Origin of the sequence: Erythrobacter sp. THAF29 (assembly GCF_009363635.1) — a bacterium.
Taxonomy (GTDB): Bacteria; Pseudomonadota; Alphaproteobacteria; order Sphingomonadales; family Sphingomonadaceae; genus Erythrobacter.
The window spans coordinates 3,025,060-3,039,173 of the sequence record NZ_CP045392.1 but is presented as its reverse complement, the minus strand read 5'-3'; the positions used below and the strand labels follow the sequence as shown (position 1 = coordinate 3,039,173).

General features: G+C 62.8%; 14 protein-coding genes and 1 riboswitch. Of the genes, 10 read left to right on the top strand and 4 right to left on the bottom strand.

Annotated features, from left to right (window positions below):
- The first annotated feature begins 57 nt into the window (after nt 1-57).
- Nucleotides 58-1,014, top strand: coding sequence for a MipA/OmpV family protein (locus FIU90_RS14650; RefSeq protein WP_152435451.1), 957 nt, complete (start codon nt 58-60; stop codon nt 1,012-1,014).
- Nucleotides 1,015-1,121: 107 nt separating this feature from the next.
- Here the strand turns inward: FIU90_RS14650 and FIU90_RS14645 are convergent, their stop codons facing one another.
- Complete coding sequence (locus tag FIU90_RS14645; protein ID WP_152435450.1) at nt 1,122-3,203, bottom strand: S9 family peptidase; 2,082 nt, start codon at nt 3,201-3,203, stop codon at nt 1,122-1,124.
- Between the two features lie 164 nt (nt 3,204-3,367).
- Here FIU90_RS14645 and FIU90_RS14640 point away from each other — a divergent pair, with 164 nt between their 5' ends.
- The gene (locus FIU90_RS14640; protein ID WP_152435449.1) at nt 3,368-4,651 is read left to right on the top strand and encodes an amidohydrolase family protein; all 1,284 of its coding nucleotides are present in this window, start codon (nt 3,368-3,370) and stop codon (nt 4,649-4,651) included.
- 55 nt (nt 4,652-4,706) lie between these two features.
- On the opposite strand, the gene FIU90_RS14635 is transcribed toward FIU90_RS14640, so the two are convergent.
- A complete protein-coding gene (locus tag FIU90_RS14635) occupies nt 4,707-5,711 on the bottom strand; it encodes a DUF6607 family protein (RefSeq protein WP_152435448.1) in 1,005 nt (334 codons plus the stop codon).
- Between the two features lie 17 nt (nt 5,712-5,728).
- Nucleotides 5,729-7,996 (bottom strand): TonB-dependent hemoglobin/transferrin/lactoferrin family receptor, encoded by a 2,268-nt coding sequence (locus FIU90_RS14630; protein ID WP_152435447.1) that lies wholly within the window; start codon nt 7,994-7,996, stop codon nt 5,729-5,731.
- A gap of 145 nt (nt 7,997-8,141) precedes the next feature.
- Nucleotides 8,142-8,257, top strand: a riboswitch (TPP riboswitch).
- 35 nt (nt 8,258-8,292) lie between these two features.
- Here FIU90_RS14630 and thiC point away from each other — a divergent pair.
- The 7 genes from thiC (at nt 8,293) to FIU90_RS14595 (ending at nt 13,069) form a co-directional block, all read left to right on the top strand.
- Nucleotides 8,293-10,170 carry a phosphomethylpyrimidine synthase ThiC gene (gene thiC, locus FIU90_RS14625; protein WP_152435446.1) on the top strand — a complete coding sequence of 626 codons (1,878 nt, stop codon included), beginning with the start codon at nt 8,293-8,295 and terminating at the stop codon, nt 10,168-10,170.
- Between the two features lie 38 nt (nt 10,171-10,208).
- On the top strand, nt 10,209-10,685 hold the full coding sequence (locus FIU90_RS14620) for a DUF1772 domain-containing protein (protein WP_152435445.1): 477 nt from the start codon (nt 10,209-10,211) through the stop codon (nt 10,683-10,685).
- 26 nt (nt 10,686-10,711) lie between these two features.
- Nucleotides 10,712-11,194: a RidA family protein gene (locus FIU90_RS14615; RefSeq protein WP_172970293.1), complete on the top strand. Its 483-nt coding sequence runs from the start codon at nt 10,712-10,714 to the stop codon at nt 11,192-11,194.
- Between the two features lie 187 nt (nt 11,195-11,381).
- Complete coding sequence (locus FIU90_RS14610; protein WP_152435443.1) at nt 11,382-11,564, top strand: hypothetical protein; 183 nt, start codon at nt 11,382-11,384, stop codon at nt 11,562-11,564.
- 226 nt (nt 11,565-11,790) lie between these two features.
- The gene (locus FIU90_RS14605) at nt 11,791-12,003 is read left to right on the top strand and encodes a cold-shock protein (RefSeq protein ID WP_152435442.1); all 213 of its coding nucleotides are present in this window, start codon (nt 11,791-11,793) and stop codon (nt 12,001-12,003) included.
- 95 nt (nt 12,004-12,098) lie between these two features.
- Nucleotides 12,099-12,314: a hypothetical protein gene (locus FIU90_RS14600; protein ID WP_152435441.1), complete on the top strand. Its 216-nt coding sequence runs from the start codon at nt 12,099-12,101 to the stop codon at nt 12,312-12,314.
- Between the two features lie 74 nt (nt 12,315-12,388).
- On the top strand, nt 12,389-13,069 hold the full coding sequence (locus FIU90_RS14595) for a hypothetical protein (RefSeq protein ID WP_152435440.1): 681 nt from the start codon (nt 12,389-12,391) through the stop codon (nt 13,067-13,069).
- Nucleotides 13,070-13,193: 124 nt separating this feature from the next.
- Here FIU90_RS14595 and FIU90_RS14590 read toward each other — a convergent pair whose 3' ends face one another.
- Nucleotides 13,194-13,529 (bottom strand): DUF3592 domain-containing protein, encoded by a 336-nt coding sequence (locus FIU90_RS14590; RefSeq protein WP_172970292.1) that lies wholly within the window; start codon nt 13,527-13,529, stop codon nt 13,194-13,196.
- 203 nt (nt 13,530-13,732) lie between these two features.
- On the opposite strand from FIU90_RS14590, the gene FIU90_RS14585 reads away from it, so the two are divergent.
- Nucleotides 13,733-14,077, top strand: a complete 345-nt coding sequence (locus tag FIU90_RS14585) for an HPF/RaiA family ribosome-associated protein (protein WP_152435438.1) — start codon at nt 13,733-13,735, stop codon at nt 14,075-14,077.
- Nucleotides 14,078-14,114: the final 37 nt, after the last annotated feature.

Sequence of the window (14,114 nt, the reverse complement as noted above, 5' to 3'; positions counted from 1 at the left end):
GCGCGGCCGGGAGTTTACTGCACAATTGTGCCAGTCTGCACGCACTGAAGGATTTCTATGCCCCGCAATGCTCTTACCCGGCTTTCAAGCCTTGCCGCCCTTGCCGCGATTGCCGGTCTTTCCGCTCCCGCTCTTGCGAATGAGACGCGGGTCAACGCCGAGGAGGCCATGGCAGAGGCTGCGCAGGACGGCCCACCGCCCGGTGTCTCGACCGATGGCGGTCCGCCTGACAACATGTTCGCACAATCCGTTTTCGACGAGACTTGGCTATCGATCGGTGTCGGAGCGGGGCTCTCGCCAAGCTACACGGGCTCGGACGATTATCGCGTCTTCCCGCTCCCGCTGATCGTTGGCCGCGTGGCGGGCGTCGGCATTACGCCCAACGGACCGGGCCTTAACTTCGATGTTCTTTCCCAGCCGCCGAGCGAGGGTCCGGCACAGACCTCGATTTCGTTGGGGCCGACCTTCCGCCTGCGCGGTGCCCGCGACGATGCGATCAAGGACGATGTCGTCGCGCTTGCAGGTGAGCTCGATACCGCGCTCGAAGTCGGCGTGCAGGGCGGGGTGCGCATACCCGGCGTGCTGCACCGTTTCGACGCGGTGACGCTCGGCGGCGCGGTGCGTTGGGACGTCCTCGGCGCGCATGAAGGCATGCTGATCGAGCCGAGCATCGGCTATTTCACCCCGCTCAGTCGCGGGTCGGCGGTACAGCTCGTCGCGACCGCAGGCTTCGTCGACGACAATTTTGCCGATTACTATTACGACGTGACACCCGCGCAGAGCGCCGCCAGCGGCCTGCCCGTGTTCGATGCGGAGGGCGGCTTCAACAGCCTTGGCGTTACGGCGATCTCGACCTTCGATCTCGACGGCAATGTCCTCAATGGCGGGTGGAACATCTTTGCCGTTGGCGGCTATTCGCGGTTGTTCGGCGATGGTGCAGACACGCCCTACACCTCGATCAGGGGCAGCGCCGACCAGTTCATCGGCGGTCTCGGTATCGGATATACGTTCTAGCTCGCGCCACCGCTTCGCTAATCGAGCGCGGGGTTTTCGCGATCCTCAAAAGAAAGGGCCGCCCGACTGGGGGCGGCCCTTTCGTATTCGTGATGGCCGATGCGTAATCAGCAGTCGCAATCCTCGTCCGAGCCGCCGCCCGCGGTGTCGGGCAGTGCCGGGCGCGGCTCCGGCATCGGTGCGCGGCGGTCGCCGGTCTTAAGGTAAGTGTCGAACCACTGCATCATGCGCAGGTTGTAATCGTACCGGCTCGCAGCGAGGCGATTGCCGTGGCCTTCACCCGGATAGAAAACGAGACGCACGGGCAGGTCCGGCTTGCGAACTTTCAGGAAACGGTACAGCTCCATGCTCTGGCTCGGGTCGACGCGGGTGTCGTCTTCGCCGTGCATGATGAGGATCGGGGTGTTCGCCTTGTCCGTGTGATAGATCGGCGAGACTTCAAGCATTTTCTGCCAGTTGTCCCAGGGCCATGCGCGGCTGTGGACGTTGTACATCTCGTAAGGGATGTCGGTCGTGCCGAACTTGCTGGTCTGGTCCGAAATGCCCACGAACATCACCGAAGCGGCGTATTCGTCCGAGTGGTATGTCGCGCCCCACGCGGAGGCATATCCACCGTAGGAACCACCGGTGATTCCCGTGCGATCGGGATCCGTGATGCCTTCGGCGACCAACGCTTTCTTGGCATCGACTATGTCGCGGAATTCGGGATCGGTATAACGCCCCTGGTGCTGTTTGGCGAAATCGACCCCGTATCCGGTCGAACCGCGATAGTTTGGCAGGAACACGGCATAACCTTTCCCTGCGGCCACCTGGCCCGGCTTCGAATAGGCGGTCTGCCAACCATTGCTTTCATGCGCTTCGGGGCCGCCATGAACATTCATGATCGTCGGAGCGCCGCCCTCAGGCACGCCGCCAACAGGCAGGATCAACACGCCTTCGACCTGCTGGCCATCGGTCGCGGTGTAAGTGTAAGTGCGTTGTTCCCCGAAATCGATTTCCGCAAGCCAGGGATTGTGCGTCGTCCAGCGTTCGAAGCTTTCGCCCTTAAGCACATAGAGTTCGTTCGGATGGGTTGGCGAATCCGCGACAACCGCCACGGTGTCGCTCGCGCCCGTGGTCGATTCCACCCGGTTGAGGATCAGCGCGCCGGGGTCGATTTCCTTGTGGACCGACCCATCGGGATTGTAGATCCGCAGCAGCGATTGCGCCCCGACATGGATCACTGCGGCTAGGCGACCATCGCCAAGCCACTCGGCATCGACCGCCGCTTCGGCGGCTCCGGCGTTTAGAGGGTAATAATCGCCGGAGCTGACATCGACCAGGTGCAGGGTCGTCGCTGCCGGGTCATTCATGTCGACGCCCGCGATCAGCGAAAGCTGGTCTCCGCTGGGCGCAATCTCGACATCGTCGATCTTGCCCGACGTTTCGACCACCGCGCGGACATTGCCGCTGGCCAGGTCGATGATGTTGACACGCTTCTTGGTGTAGCTGTCATCGACCAGAGGGGTTGGTGCGGTTTCGACGATGGCAAAGGTGCCATCGCGCGAAATGTCGAAGGCGCTGACATAGCCGGGAAGCGCGATTTCGCGGGGGTTCTCATCGACCTCGGCGCCGACGGTGGCCGCGAACATGCGCGCCGGGCGAAATTCTTCCTCATAGACCTTGGCGTTGAAGCCGGCCTCTGCTTCGTCCTCGCGCTTTTCATCCTTGCCCGGCCCCGTCAGCAAGTAGAGCGTCGCACCATCGGGGCTGAAACGGTACTGGCGTACGCCCGTATCATCGACCTCGGCGAGTTTTACATAGGTGCCGCCATCGACCGGCACGCCCCACACGGCGGTTTCCTCGTCTTCTTTCTTCCAGAGGAAAGTGACCATGCGGCCATCAGGTGAGAACGCAACGCCGCCCGGGCTGATGTCTTCCGGGAGATAGGTGCGCACGAGTTCGGGCGAGGTTGCGACCTTCAGTTCCTGTTTGAAGCTGCCATTGTCTTCCCCTTCGGTCACGTCGGGCAGGGCGGAAGTGGTGAACGCAATGCGCGCGCCATCGGGGGAGACCGCCATCGCGCCAACGCTCTCGAGCTTTGCAACATCCTCGGGCGTCATCGGGCGTGCGTGCGCCGCCGCGGCGAGCGAAGCGCCTGCGAGCAGTGTAGCTGTAAATGCGAGGGGTTTTGCGACCGAACGGATCATGAAAAAATTGTCCCTGTTTGGAGGAATATTGCGGGCATGAATAACGAGCGCTGTCTGAATCGCAACTGCACGAAAGGTGTAGGGGCGATTGGGGGACAGGCCGCTCCTGCTTGCCAAGTACGGGAGGCGTCGGCATCAAGACGCACGAAGGGAGAGCTCACTCAATGAAATTGCTCAACAAACTCGCGGGCGCAGCTGCGGCGGCGTTTGCGTTCGCCAGCGTGCCGGCCGCAGCCGATACAGTCATCATCCACGCCGACAGCGTCATCACCGACGCGAGCGCGCAGCCAACCGGCCGCGCTACGATCACCGTCACCGACGGGCGAATCGTCAGTATCGACGATGGCTGGCTCGAGACGCCCGAGGGCGCGACGATGGTTCATCTCGAAGGCAAGACGGTGACGCCCGGCCTCATCGATCTGCACACGCACCTGTCCGGTGATCCCTCCGGCGAGTTCTGGCGCGCGGCGACCAATCCGCCCGAATGGTACACCTTGATCGCAGCAAAGAATGCGCGCCTCACCGCATTGGCCGGTTTCACGACCGTTCGCGACCTCGGATCCCGCACCGACCAGGTGACGCAGAGTCTGCGCCGCGCGACCGAAAGCGGCGTAGTCCCGGGTCCGCGCATCGTTACGTCGGCGCGCACGATCGCCATCGTCGGCGGGCACGGCGATATCAATGGCTTTCGCAAGGAAGTGAACGATGCTCTTGGATCGGACTTTTCCTGCACCGGCCCGGTCGAGTGTGCGGAGAAAGTACGCACGGCATCCAAATACGGCGCGGACCTCATCAAGATCACCGCGACCGGCGGCGTGCTCTCGCAACAGGGCAGGGGGCTGGAGGCGCATTTCACCGACGAGGAAATGCGCGCCATTGTCGAGACTGCCGAGACGTTGGGTCTGAAGGTTGCAGCCCACGCGCACGGGGCCCGAGGGATCGAGGCTGCGGCGCGCGCAGGCGTCCACACGATCGAGCACGGGACTTACATCGACGAGGCGGCGGCCCGCGCGATGAAGGAGAACGGCACGACGCTGGTGCCGACACTGATGGCATTCGAGGGGATCAAGCGGAACCTTGGCAAAGGCTTCTACACCCCGATGGTCGAGGAGAAGATCCGCGCTGTAAGCGAATATGCAGGCACCATCGTCGACCGCGCGCGTGAATACGGCGTAAAAATCGCCTTCGGCACCGATGCGGGCGTGTTCCCGCACGGCGAGAATGCGGGCGAGCTCGGCCTGATGAAAGCGGGCGGTATGAGCGACCGCGAAGTGCTTGCGAGCGCGACCACCGTTGCAGCCGAGATCCTCGGGCTGGAAGGCGAGATCGGCAGGATCGCGCCCGGCTTCTCCGCAGACCTAATCGCGGTCGAGGGCAATCCGCTCGAAGACGTGACCGTGCTCGAAGACGTCGATTTCGTTATGGTACGCGGCCGGGTGATCGAATAACCCGGCAGAGCCTAGCGCGGCAACGCCGATCGGGCGTTACCGCGCGAAGTCAGGCTCAACCTCCGCTGCGTGACGTGCCTTGATCGATGAGCGCTAGCGCCTTCTCAGTCGCTTCGTCCGGCGACATTTCGCCGTTCTTGATAGTGTCGGCCATCTTAAGCAGCTCCCCGGCAATCACCGTTCCGACATTGGGCTCCTGTTTGATGCGAATACCTCCGTTCTCTGCCGCGACCTCGTCCCACTTGGAGCGGATCGCGTCCCAATAACCTTGGGTTTTTGACCAGTATTCGTCAGCCGCGGCGACATTGTAGCCATCGTAGCGTTCGTAGGTGTTGAGCACGTATTCCTGCACCACGGGAACCAGTTCGCCGCTACCATCCGGCGCGGGCATCATCTTGGTGTTGTCCTGCCAGTGGATCCAGCCATCGGGCGTGATCTGGTGGCGGTTGATGCCGATGTAGCGATCATAGATCGGCTTGCGCACCGCATCGCGGCGGGCGAGCGGGCGCGTGGTCCAGTTCGAGCGCCATCGCTTCACGCCGAGCGTTTCTTCCCACTGGCCCCACCCGGCATATCGCGGGCTATCATCGACCTGATAGACGGTCTGCGACCAGCGGCCTGCCCGCATTGCCTCGGGAACATCGGTGAGTTCCCACGTATCGCCGCCCTTGAAAGTGAGGATCTGCTCGGGCTCGTACTGCCAGTCCTGCCGCCAGTGCTTGACGACATAGGGATTGTCCTTCGTGCCCGTGACGAGCAGATGCTGGAGCACGATCTTGTCACCGGTATCCTCGATCACGCGGACGGATTCGTACCCGCTCGAAATCTTCTTATCGATCGGCTCGTACCCTTCCATCCAAGCAGTCGATTCCTGCATGTCGAAGACGACGGCATAGTCCCCCGCCATCGACAGGATGGCTTCGCGGTCCGCTTCGAAAGCGGCCTTGTCTTCCGCCTCGCTGCGGACGATCGGATCGTCGGCCAATGCCGGGGCGGGTACGGTGGTGAGCGCCATCGCGGCCAGGCCGGTGGCGAGAACGGTCTTGGTGAGTTTCAGCATGGGTCGGTTCCTCTCGATTAAAACTGGAAACTGGCCGAAACGCTCACATTGCGTCCCGGACGGGTGAAAGCATCGAAGATGTCGGCGCTGTCCAAGCTGAGGCCGCGCACGTCGGACCACAGCGCGTATTTCTCGTCGAACAGGTTGAAGAGCCCGGCGCGCAGCTTCAGCGCGTCGGTCACCTCTACGAATGCCGTGATGTCGAAGATGGTCGACGTTTCCGGTCGGATAAGGTCCGACCCATTGGCCGCTGCCGGGGTCTCATCGATATCCTTGCGAGCATTGTAAGTCAGGATCAGTTCGGCGCCGAAGCGGCCTTGCGGATCGCGATAGCCAAGACCTGCAACGAAGTTGAACGGATCGACCGTGTCGAGCGGCGTTCGGGTGCCGTCAGGGCTGATCACATCGCCATTGGCGTAGGCGATGGCGAGACGTGCGTTGACGCCACTCTCAAGTTCCATCGCGCCTTTGATCTCGAAGCCGTCGATCTCGACTGCGTCGAAGTTGACGAACTGGAATACGGCCGGGTCTTGCGGGGTGAAGCTGCCGCCGACGACCTGCTGGCTGATGAAGTTGTCGTAGTCACCTTGGAACCCGACGATTTGGAGCGAGAAAATGTCTCCGCTATACCGCGCACCGATTTCCCAACTCTCACTTGTTTCAGATTCGAGATCGGGATTGGGAAGCGAAGTATAGCCGAAGGCCAGATTTTCGAAGAAGTTGTTCACCTGGCTCGGCGTGGGGGCGAGAAACCCTTGTGCGTAATTGCCGAACAGCAGGAAATCCTCAGCCAACTTCAAGGTGGCGCCGATCTTCGGCGACAGGCGGCTGTCGTCTTGTCCCTCCGCCGTGAAAGTCGGCAACAGCGGGTCGTCGGTCGGATCGAGATCGTAGAAGTCAAACCGCAGGGCCGGGAACAATGTCAGCGCGCCGTCGAAAAGCCGCACCTCGTTCGCGATGAACACGCCGCCGAGCATAAAGTCGGTGGCCGGGAAAGCCCGCGCTGGAAACACCTCTCCAGTCGGCGGCACCGTGCCATCGCGCAGGCCTTCCTGCCGTGTCCAGCTGACATCGCCGCCGAAGGCGAGCGTGTGCCTCAAACCGCCCGTTTCGAACGTGCTACGCGCTTCGGCTGCGAAACCGTAAACCTCGTTGTCGAAGGTGTTGAGGCGGGTGCGATCGGGCGCGGGGATGAAGGATAGCTGTGTGCGATCCTCCTCAGTGAACTGCGTGTCCTCGCCGTCCTGGTAATACGCTGTCAGGAAGGCGTACTCGATGAAATCGTTGTCCTCACCCGTGAATGTCCAGTCGATCGAGCCGCGAAGCCGTTCGGTTGTGTCGCGCGCTTCGAGCCGGTCGACATTCCAGCTCGGCGTCGGGCCGAACAGGAAGACCGGGCCGAGACCGGAGAGAATGTTCGAGTCAATCTGGGTCTCGAGCCATTCGCCGGTGAGGCGTACTCGGTGCTCGCCATTGGACCAGACCAGCTTTCCGAGGACGGCATTGGACTCGCCATCCTGGGGATTTGGCAGCGTACGCGACGAACCAATGCCATCGACCTCGCCCCGGTTTTCCAGCTCATCGAAGTCCCGTCTCGTCAAGGCGATCATGCCCGAGAAGTTCGTGCCCTGCGCCGCAAGCGTTGCTGTTTCGGCGAATTCATTGTCGGCGCTTGAATATTGCGCGCGGACGAAACCGCCGAAGCTATCTGCGCCGAGCAGATCGACCGGATCGGCAGTCGTGAAGCTGATCGCACCGGCAAGGCCGTCGCTCCCATAAAGCGCTGACGCCGGGCCGCGCAGGATCTCCACCGATTTGACCAACGACACGTCTGTCGAACCCCCGCGTCCGACATCCTGCGCGCCGAAGCTGAAGCCCTGCGGCGAGCGGATGCCATCGACCTGGATCAACACGCGGTTGCCGCCGATCCCGCGGATCACGAAGTCCTCATTACGCGCACGCCCTGTCGAGCCGAGCGCGGCGCCGAAACGGGCGGGAGCGCGGCGCACGGTGACGCCCGGTTCGTATCGCACCAGATCCTTGATATCGGTCGCAAGTTCGTCGGCAATGTCATCGGCGGTGATGATCGTGACGGTCGCCGGCGCTTCTTCGATTTTGACGGGCGTGCGTGTGGCGGTGACGGTAATTTCACCGGTGCCTTCGGGCGCGACCTGCTCGCTGTCGGCTTCCTCTGCCGTCGCTCCGGAGGCGAAAGCGGGGCTGGCGGCGAGGGCCAGGGCGATAGGCGAAGACGCATGAAGCAGGTGGTGAAGAGTGAGGGGCATTGTGTTCCGATCTAATTGCGAATGAGTCGCACTATTAGTTCGGGTGAGATTCTCTGGCAACAGCTAATGCGACGCGTTTGCAATTAATCCTTGCGGCCATCCTCTCCGACTGTACTGGACTCACGCCGCGCAGCCGCCTAGACCGTGCCCATCCCCGGGGAGCCAGCTTGGTCTTGGCTGAGAGGGGCGGGGTAAGCGCCGCCCGACCCGTTGAACCTGAACCTGTTAACACAGGCGGAGGGAGTGGGCCGGTCGCATGCCAGAGGCCCGCACTCCGCCCCTTGGAGTGAGCAATTATGGCCGACATCAATTCCCCGGTAGAGATCGGCGTAACCACCGGCCCCATTCGCGGCAGCCGCAAGGTCCATGTCGGCGCGCGCACCGGCTCAGGCATCCGCGTCGCCATGCGCGAGATCGATCTGGAGGGCGGCGAACCCCCCGTGCGGGTCTACGACACCTCCGGCCCCTATACCGATCCCGATGTGCAGATCGACATCAATGCCGGCTTGCCTGCCCTGCGCAGCGAGTGGATCAGGGGGCGCGGCGATGTCGAGGAATATGACGGGCGCGAGGTGAAGCCCGAAGATAACGGCCAGCTTGGTCCCGACCGCTCGGGCGGCGTCCCGCAATTCCCAAACACAGTAAAACGCCCCTTGCGCGCCAAGCCCGGCGCGAACGTCACCCAGATGCACTATGCCCGCAAAGGCATCATCACCCCCGAGATGGAATATGTCGCCGAGCGCGAGAACCTGGGCCGCGAGATCGCCGCGGACCTCGTGCGCGACGGGGAAAGCTGGGGCGCGCAAATTCCCGATGTCATCACCCCCGAATTCGTCCGCGATGAAGTCGCGAGGGGGAGGGCGATCATCCCCTCGAACATCAATCACCCCGAAAGCGAGCCGATGGCGATCGGGCGCAATTTCCTCGTCAAGATCAACGCCAATATCGGCAATTCCGCCGTTGCGTCGGATGTCGCGCAGGAAGTCGACAAGATGGTCTGGGCGACCCGCTGGGGCGCGGACACGATTATGGACCTGTCCACGGGGCGCAACATTCACGACACACGCGAATGGATCATCCGCAACTCCGCCGTGCCGGTGGGGACCGTGCCGATCTACCAGGCGCTCGAAAAGGTCGGCGGCATCGCCGAGGAGCTGACGTGGGAGATCTTCCGCGACACGCTGATCGAGCAGGCCGAACAGGGCGTCGACTATTTCACGATCCACGCAGGCGTGCGCCTGCCCTACGTCCCGCTCGCGGCGAAACGCGTCACCGGCATCGTCAGCCGCGGCGGATCGATCATGGCGAAATGGTGCCTCGCGCATCACAAGGAGAGCTTCCTCTACGAGCATTTCGACGAGATCACCGAGATCATGAAGGCCTATGACATCGCCTATTCGCTGGGCGACGGCCTGCGCCCCGGCTCGATTGCCGACGCCAATGACGAGGCGCAATTCGCCGAGCTCTACACTCTGGGCGAGCTCACCAAGCGCGCCTGGAGCCAAGACGTGCAGGTGATGATCGAAGGGCCGGGCCACGTGCCCATGCACAAGATCAAGGAGAACATGGACAAGCAGCTCGAGGCCTGCGGCGAGGCTCCGTTCTACACTTTGGGCCCGCTCGTCACCGACATCGCGCCGGGTTACGACCACATCACCAGCGGCATCGGCGCGGCGCAGATCGGCTGGTATGGCACGGCGATGCTCTGCTACGTCACGCCCAAGGAGCACCTCGGCCTGCCCGACCGCGACGACGTGAAGGTGGGCGTGGTGACCTACAAACTCGCCGCCCATGCCGCCGACCTTGCCAAGGGACACCCCGCAGCAAAGGTCCGCGACGACGCGCTTTCCAAGGCCCGCTTCGAGTTCCGCTGGCGCGACCAGTTCAACCTGTCATTGGATCCCGAAACGGCCGAACAATATCACGACCAGACGCTCCCGGCAGAAGGCGCCAAGACCGCGCATTTCTGCTCGATGTGCGGGCCCAAATTCTGCTCGATGAAGATCAGCCAGGAAGTGCGCGAATTTGCCGCGAAGCAAAATAGCGACCCCGAAAGCTTCCTCGCCGCCGCGCCCACGCAAGAGGAGGCGGAAAAGGGCATGGAAGAGATGAGCCGGGTCTACAAGGAGAAGGGGGAGAAGCTCTACCTTCCCACGGACGACGCAGCGGGCTAGGCTCACGGCACTTTGTGGTCGCGAACAGGGAGTGAGACATGGAAATGCTCGTCACCCTCCTCATCTGGTTCGCGGCCGTCTCCGCCGGGATCATGGCGGGGGTCTATTTCACCTTCTCGGTCTTCGTCATGCGCTCGCTTGCCCAGCTGGGCGACGAGCCCGGCGCGCGGGCGATGCAGTCTATCAACCGTGTGATCCTCAAGAGCGCGTTCCTGCCGCTGTTCTTCGCAAGCACGCTCGCCTGCGCGGCGCTCATCGTGCTGGGCCTTATCGGCATGGCGGGGCCCCAGGGCTGGGCAGTGATCGCCGGGAGCGCGGTCTATGTCGTCGGCATGTTCGTGGTCACCGTCATCGGCAACGTGCCGCTCAACAACAGGCTCGACGCGGTCGACCCGGCGAGCGCCGAGGGCAAGGCGATGTGGGAAAATTACCTCGCGCGCTGGCTGCCCTTCAATCACATAAGAACGCTCGCATGCACGGCGGCGATGGTGCTGCTGGTCATCGGGCTTGGATAGGGGCGCATTTTCAAGGGAGAGGGAAAATGAGGACAACGAGCATCGTGATCGCGGGCGCCTTCGCGCTCGTGGGCGCGCCTGCGCTGGCGGACGGCCACGAAGAGGCACCGGCAAACACCAAGCAGACCATCATGCCCGAGGACGAGGCGGGCCGCGCTTTCATGGAGCAGTTCGGCTTTTCCGAAGCGGTGATCCACGGCGACACCGTGTATCTCTCCGGCGTGATCGCAGGCCCCGCGCCCGAAGGCATGACGCGCGAGGACGCCTATGACCTGACCTTCCAGTATATCGGCAGCGTCTTGGCGCGCGCCGGATCGAGCTGGGACGACGTGGTCGACCTCACCACCTACCATGTCGATATAGACGCCTCGCTCCCCGCGCTGGCGGCGGTGAAGAACCGCTATGTGAAAGCACCCTTCCCGGCATGGACCGCGATCGACATCGACCGGCTGTATGCGCCTCAAGGCGAGGTCGAGATCAAGGTGACGGCGCGGGTGAGTGGGGAGTAGTGACCCGCTCGCCTCAATTCGCCCATTAGGCGTTCCCGCCCAAGGGTGCTACACTCCATGCAGCTACCAGTCGCGATTGACGGCTCGCCGCGTCCGGGACGCGCGCCTTTCCATCCATTTCGTCTCTTAGCCCGCGTGTCCGCGCCGATCCTTGGCGTGCGAGCGCGCACCCGAAAGGACGACCACAATGGACCTCAACCAATTGCTCTACCAGCACCAGCGCGCGCTCATGAATAAGCGGCAAAGCGCCGGGCGCGAGGATGGCGAAACCTATTTTGACCTCGTCGAATATTACGCCAGGCGCATCCGCGAGCGCCGCCGGAGCATCGGTGCCGACGAGTATCGCTGGACGGTCCGCTCCGGGCAATAGGCACTGCCCCTCGCGAACAATAATTAGGCGATGGGGCAATTCTCTGTTACACCGCCATCGCTGACGTCGGAATTTGCGACGGACTTCGAAATTTGCGATCCGCCGTCTGGTTCTCGAACCCCCGGCGCTAACCGGACGACGACTTCCTTTCTCCCTGAACGATCTACGCACGACCCTCGGGCATGTCGCTCGTGGGCAACACTCACGTTCTTGAAAGGAACGATTTATGGCCAAGACTGGCACCGTCAAATTCTTCAACGCCGACAAGGGCTATGGCTTCATCCAACCGGACGATGGGTCGGCAGACAACTTCGTCCACATCAGCGCCATTCAGGCCGCCGGGATGCTCAGCCTCGAGAAGGACCAACGCCTCAATTACGACGTCGAGGTCGGCCGCAATGGCAAGGAAAGCGCGACAAACATTTCGGCTGCCGACTGAACGCAATTCATCGAGTTCCTCCCACGTTCTTTGCGACCTTGGGCGTGGGAGGAGCACCTCGACTTGCGAGAATATTTTCCGGGAGAGGCAGACGTATGAGCCAGAGTTACGAATTCTATTCCGCGCGCGCCGATGAGGCAGCGTTGCGTGCGAAAGAGGCGACGCTCGAGAATGTAAGAGTGCGCGAGCTGCGTGCCGAAAAGAGCTGGCGAGCGCTAGCCGATCAGGCCCGTAAGACTGTGGTTGCACGCGAAAAAGCCGATGCTAGACGCGCGGCCAAGCGTGAAGCGGAGGCCCTCGCGCAGCAATAGGGCGCGTTCGCCCATGGGCGGGTCGGCCTACGCAATTCTTTCCTACTCCGCCAATTTCTGCCTTACCCTGTCGGATGACCCACAAATCCGACGATCCCGCCGACACCGCTCCGGCGTCCTCCGGCCAGGCCCTCGCCACTTCGCCGCAAACCTCTCACACCACCCGCCAGGACGGCTGGACTATCGAGCGCCAGTTGACCTTCCTGCGCGCGCTCGCTTCCTCTCATTCGGTGGCCGAGGCCGCGCGGGCGGCGGGGATGAGCCGCCAGTCGGCCTATGCCCTTCGCGCGCGCCTCAAGGGTGAGCCTTTCGATCTCGCGTGGCACTCTGCACTGCGCTGCCGTTTCGATGCGCTCGCCGAGATCGCGCTTGAGCGGGCGATGCACGGGACCGAGGTGCCGCACTTCTACAAGGGCGAGCTCATCGGCACCTCGCGCAAGTTCGACGAGCGGCTGACGGTCGCGCTGCTGCTGATGCGCGACAAGCTCGGCGCGCCCTACATGCGCTCGACCCATCCCGGCTTCGCCTTCCGCGCGGAGAAGGACGGGAGCGAATTCGCCCGCCTCATGCGCCGGATCGAGCGCGGACCGGACACCTGGGATGAGGAAAGCCGAATGCAGCTGGAAGAGGCCCAAAGCCTACTCGAATGCCCGCATTGCGGATCGGAATACGAATGCGATTGCGAGGAAGAGGAAGACGAGGATGCGGATGGTGAGGATTGGGGTGAGGATGAGAGGGACGAGGGTGAAGACTAGGACGTTTCAAGTTGGAGAAGTGTCAAATTCGCATTTTCGCCCGAAAACGGCTCGATCCTGCGGGTTTGCGCGCGAAGATGCCGGGTGACAGGGTGTCAACTTCGTCAATTTCGCATGGAGGAGGCTATCGCACCCAGCCGAGCGCAACCGCGAGAGACAGGCCGCCGAGCAGGATGAACGCGCCGGAGTAAAACAACCGTTGCCACCAGTTGAAATCGAGCAGGTGGTTTGGATTGGCGCGCTTGTAGTGCAGCTTCACTGCATCGCCCGTCGCCCACGGCTTGCGTTTGCCGACACCGCCTTTGGCGCGGTGCTTCGTCCCGCCCGCATCGAACTCGATCAGCGGGTAATAGACCGCTCTGCGCCCGCCCGTCTCCTCTCCGTGCGACCACTCGGCGACGTTGTCGACCACGTGTCCCTGCGCGCTCGGCCAGGTCCGCGCGATCCACGCGAAATGCACGAGGCTGCCCCAGCCAATCAGGCTGAGCGCGACCCGGCAATCCAGGAAATAATCATCGGGTCCATGCGCATTGCCCTAGCATGACTCTCGCTGAGATCGGGTTAACCGGACTCGATCGACAACCGATCCGATTTCACTGGACTCGCGTGCGCCAATCCCCATCTTGGATGTCGAGAGACAAACAACAAGAGGAGAACGCCACCATGCAGTTCCAGTTCAATTCCGACAGTTCGGTGATGGGCACGGAAAACGTGGCCGAGAGGATCGAGGCCGCGGTGCGCACGAAGCTCGCGCGGTTCGAGGACCGGCTCACCCGCGTGGAGGTGCATGTGCGCGATGTGAACGGCGCGAAACACGGCGCCGACGACAAGGAATGCACGATGGAGGCACGGCCGCGCGGCGGTCGCCCGATCGGTGTGAGCGAGCGCGCGTCCAAGGTTGACGATGCCGCGCGCAAGGCGGCGAACACGATGGCGCAGCGGCTCGAGCGCGTGCTGGGCAAGGAAGAACGCCACAAGCACGACCCCCGGCCCGAAAAAGCGCTCTGACGAAGGGCGCTGCCGGGTGGCCTTCCGATGTGAGGAG

What these genes read in the sequence shown, in the direction of transcription:
- FIU90_RS14610 (WP_152435443.1), top strand. Translation starts at nt 11,382, where the DNA reads ATGGACCTCAACCAATTGCTCTACCAGCACCAGCGCGCGCTCATGAAT.
- FIU90_RS14600 (WP_152435441.1), top strand. Translation starts at nt 12,099, where the DNA reads ATGAGCCAGAGTTACGAATTCTATTCCGCGCGCGCCGATGAGGCAGCG.
- FIU90_RS14640 (WP_152435449.1), top strand. Translation starts at nt 3,368, where the DNA reads ATGAAATTGCTCAACAAACTCGCGGGCGCAGCTGCGGCGGCGTTTGCG.
- thiC (WP_152435446.1), top strand. Translation starts at nt 8,293, where the DNA reads ATGGCCGACATCAATTCCCCGGTAGAGATCGGCGTAACCACCGGCCCC.
- FIU90_RS14605 (WP_152435442.1), top strand. Translation starts at nt 11,791, where the DNA reads ATGGCCAAGACTGGCACCGTCAAATTCTTCAACGCCGACAAGGGCTAT.
- FIU90_RS14615 (WP_172970293.1), top strand. Translation starts at nt 10,712, where the DNA reads ATGAGGACAACGAGCATCGTGATCGCGGGCGCCTTCGCGCTCGTGGGC.
- FIU90_RS14635 (WP_152435448.1), bottom strand. Translation starts at nt 5,711, where the DNA reads ATGCTGAAACTCACCAAGACCGTTCTCGCCACCGGCCTGGCCGCGATG.
- FIU90_RS14650 (WP_152435451.1), top strand. Translation starts at nt 58, where the DNA reads ATGCCCCGCAATGCTCTTACCCGGCTTTCAAGCCTTGCCGCCCTTGCC.
- FIU90_RS14630 (WP_152435447.1), bottom strand. Translation starts at nt 7,996, where the DNA reads ATGCCCCTCACTCTTCACCACCTGCTTCATGCGTCTTCGCCTATCGCC.
- FIU90_RS14595 (WP_152435440.1), top strand. Translation starts at nt 12,389, where the DNA reads ATGACCCACAAATCCGACGATCCCGCCGACACCGCTCCGGCGTCCTCC.
- FIU90_RS14620 (WP_152435445.1), top strand. Translation starts at nt 10,209, where the DNA reads ATGGAAATGCTCGTCACCCTCCTCATCTGGTTCGCGGCCGTCTCCGCC.
- FIU90_RS14585 (WP_152435438.1), top strand. Translation starts at nt 13,733, where the DNA reads ATGCAGTTCCAGTTCAATTCCGACAGTTCGGTGATGGGCACGGAAAAC.
- FIU90_RS14645 (WP_152435450.1), bottom strand. Translation starts at nt 3,203, where the DNA reads ATGATCCGTTCGGTCGCAAAACCCCTCGCATTTACAGCTACACTGCTC.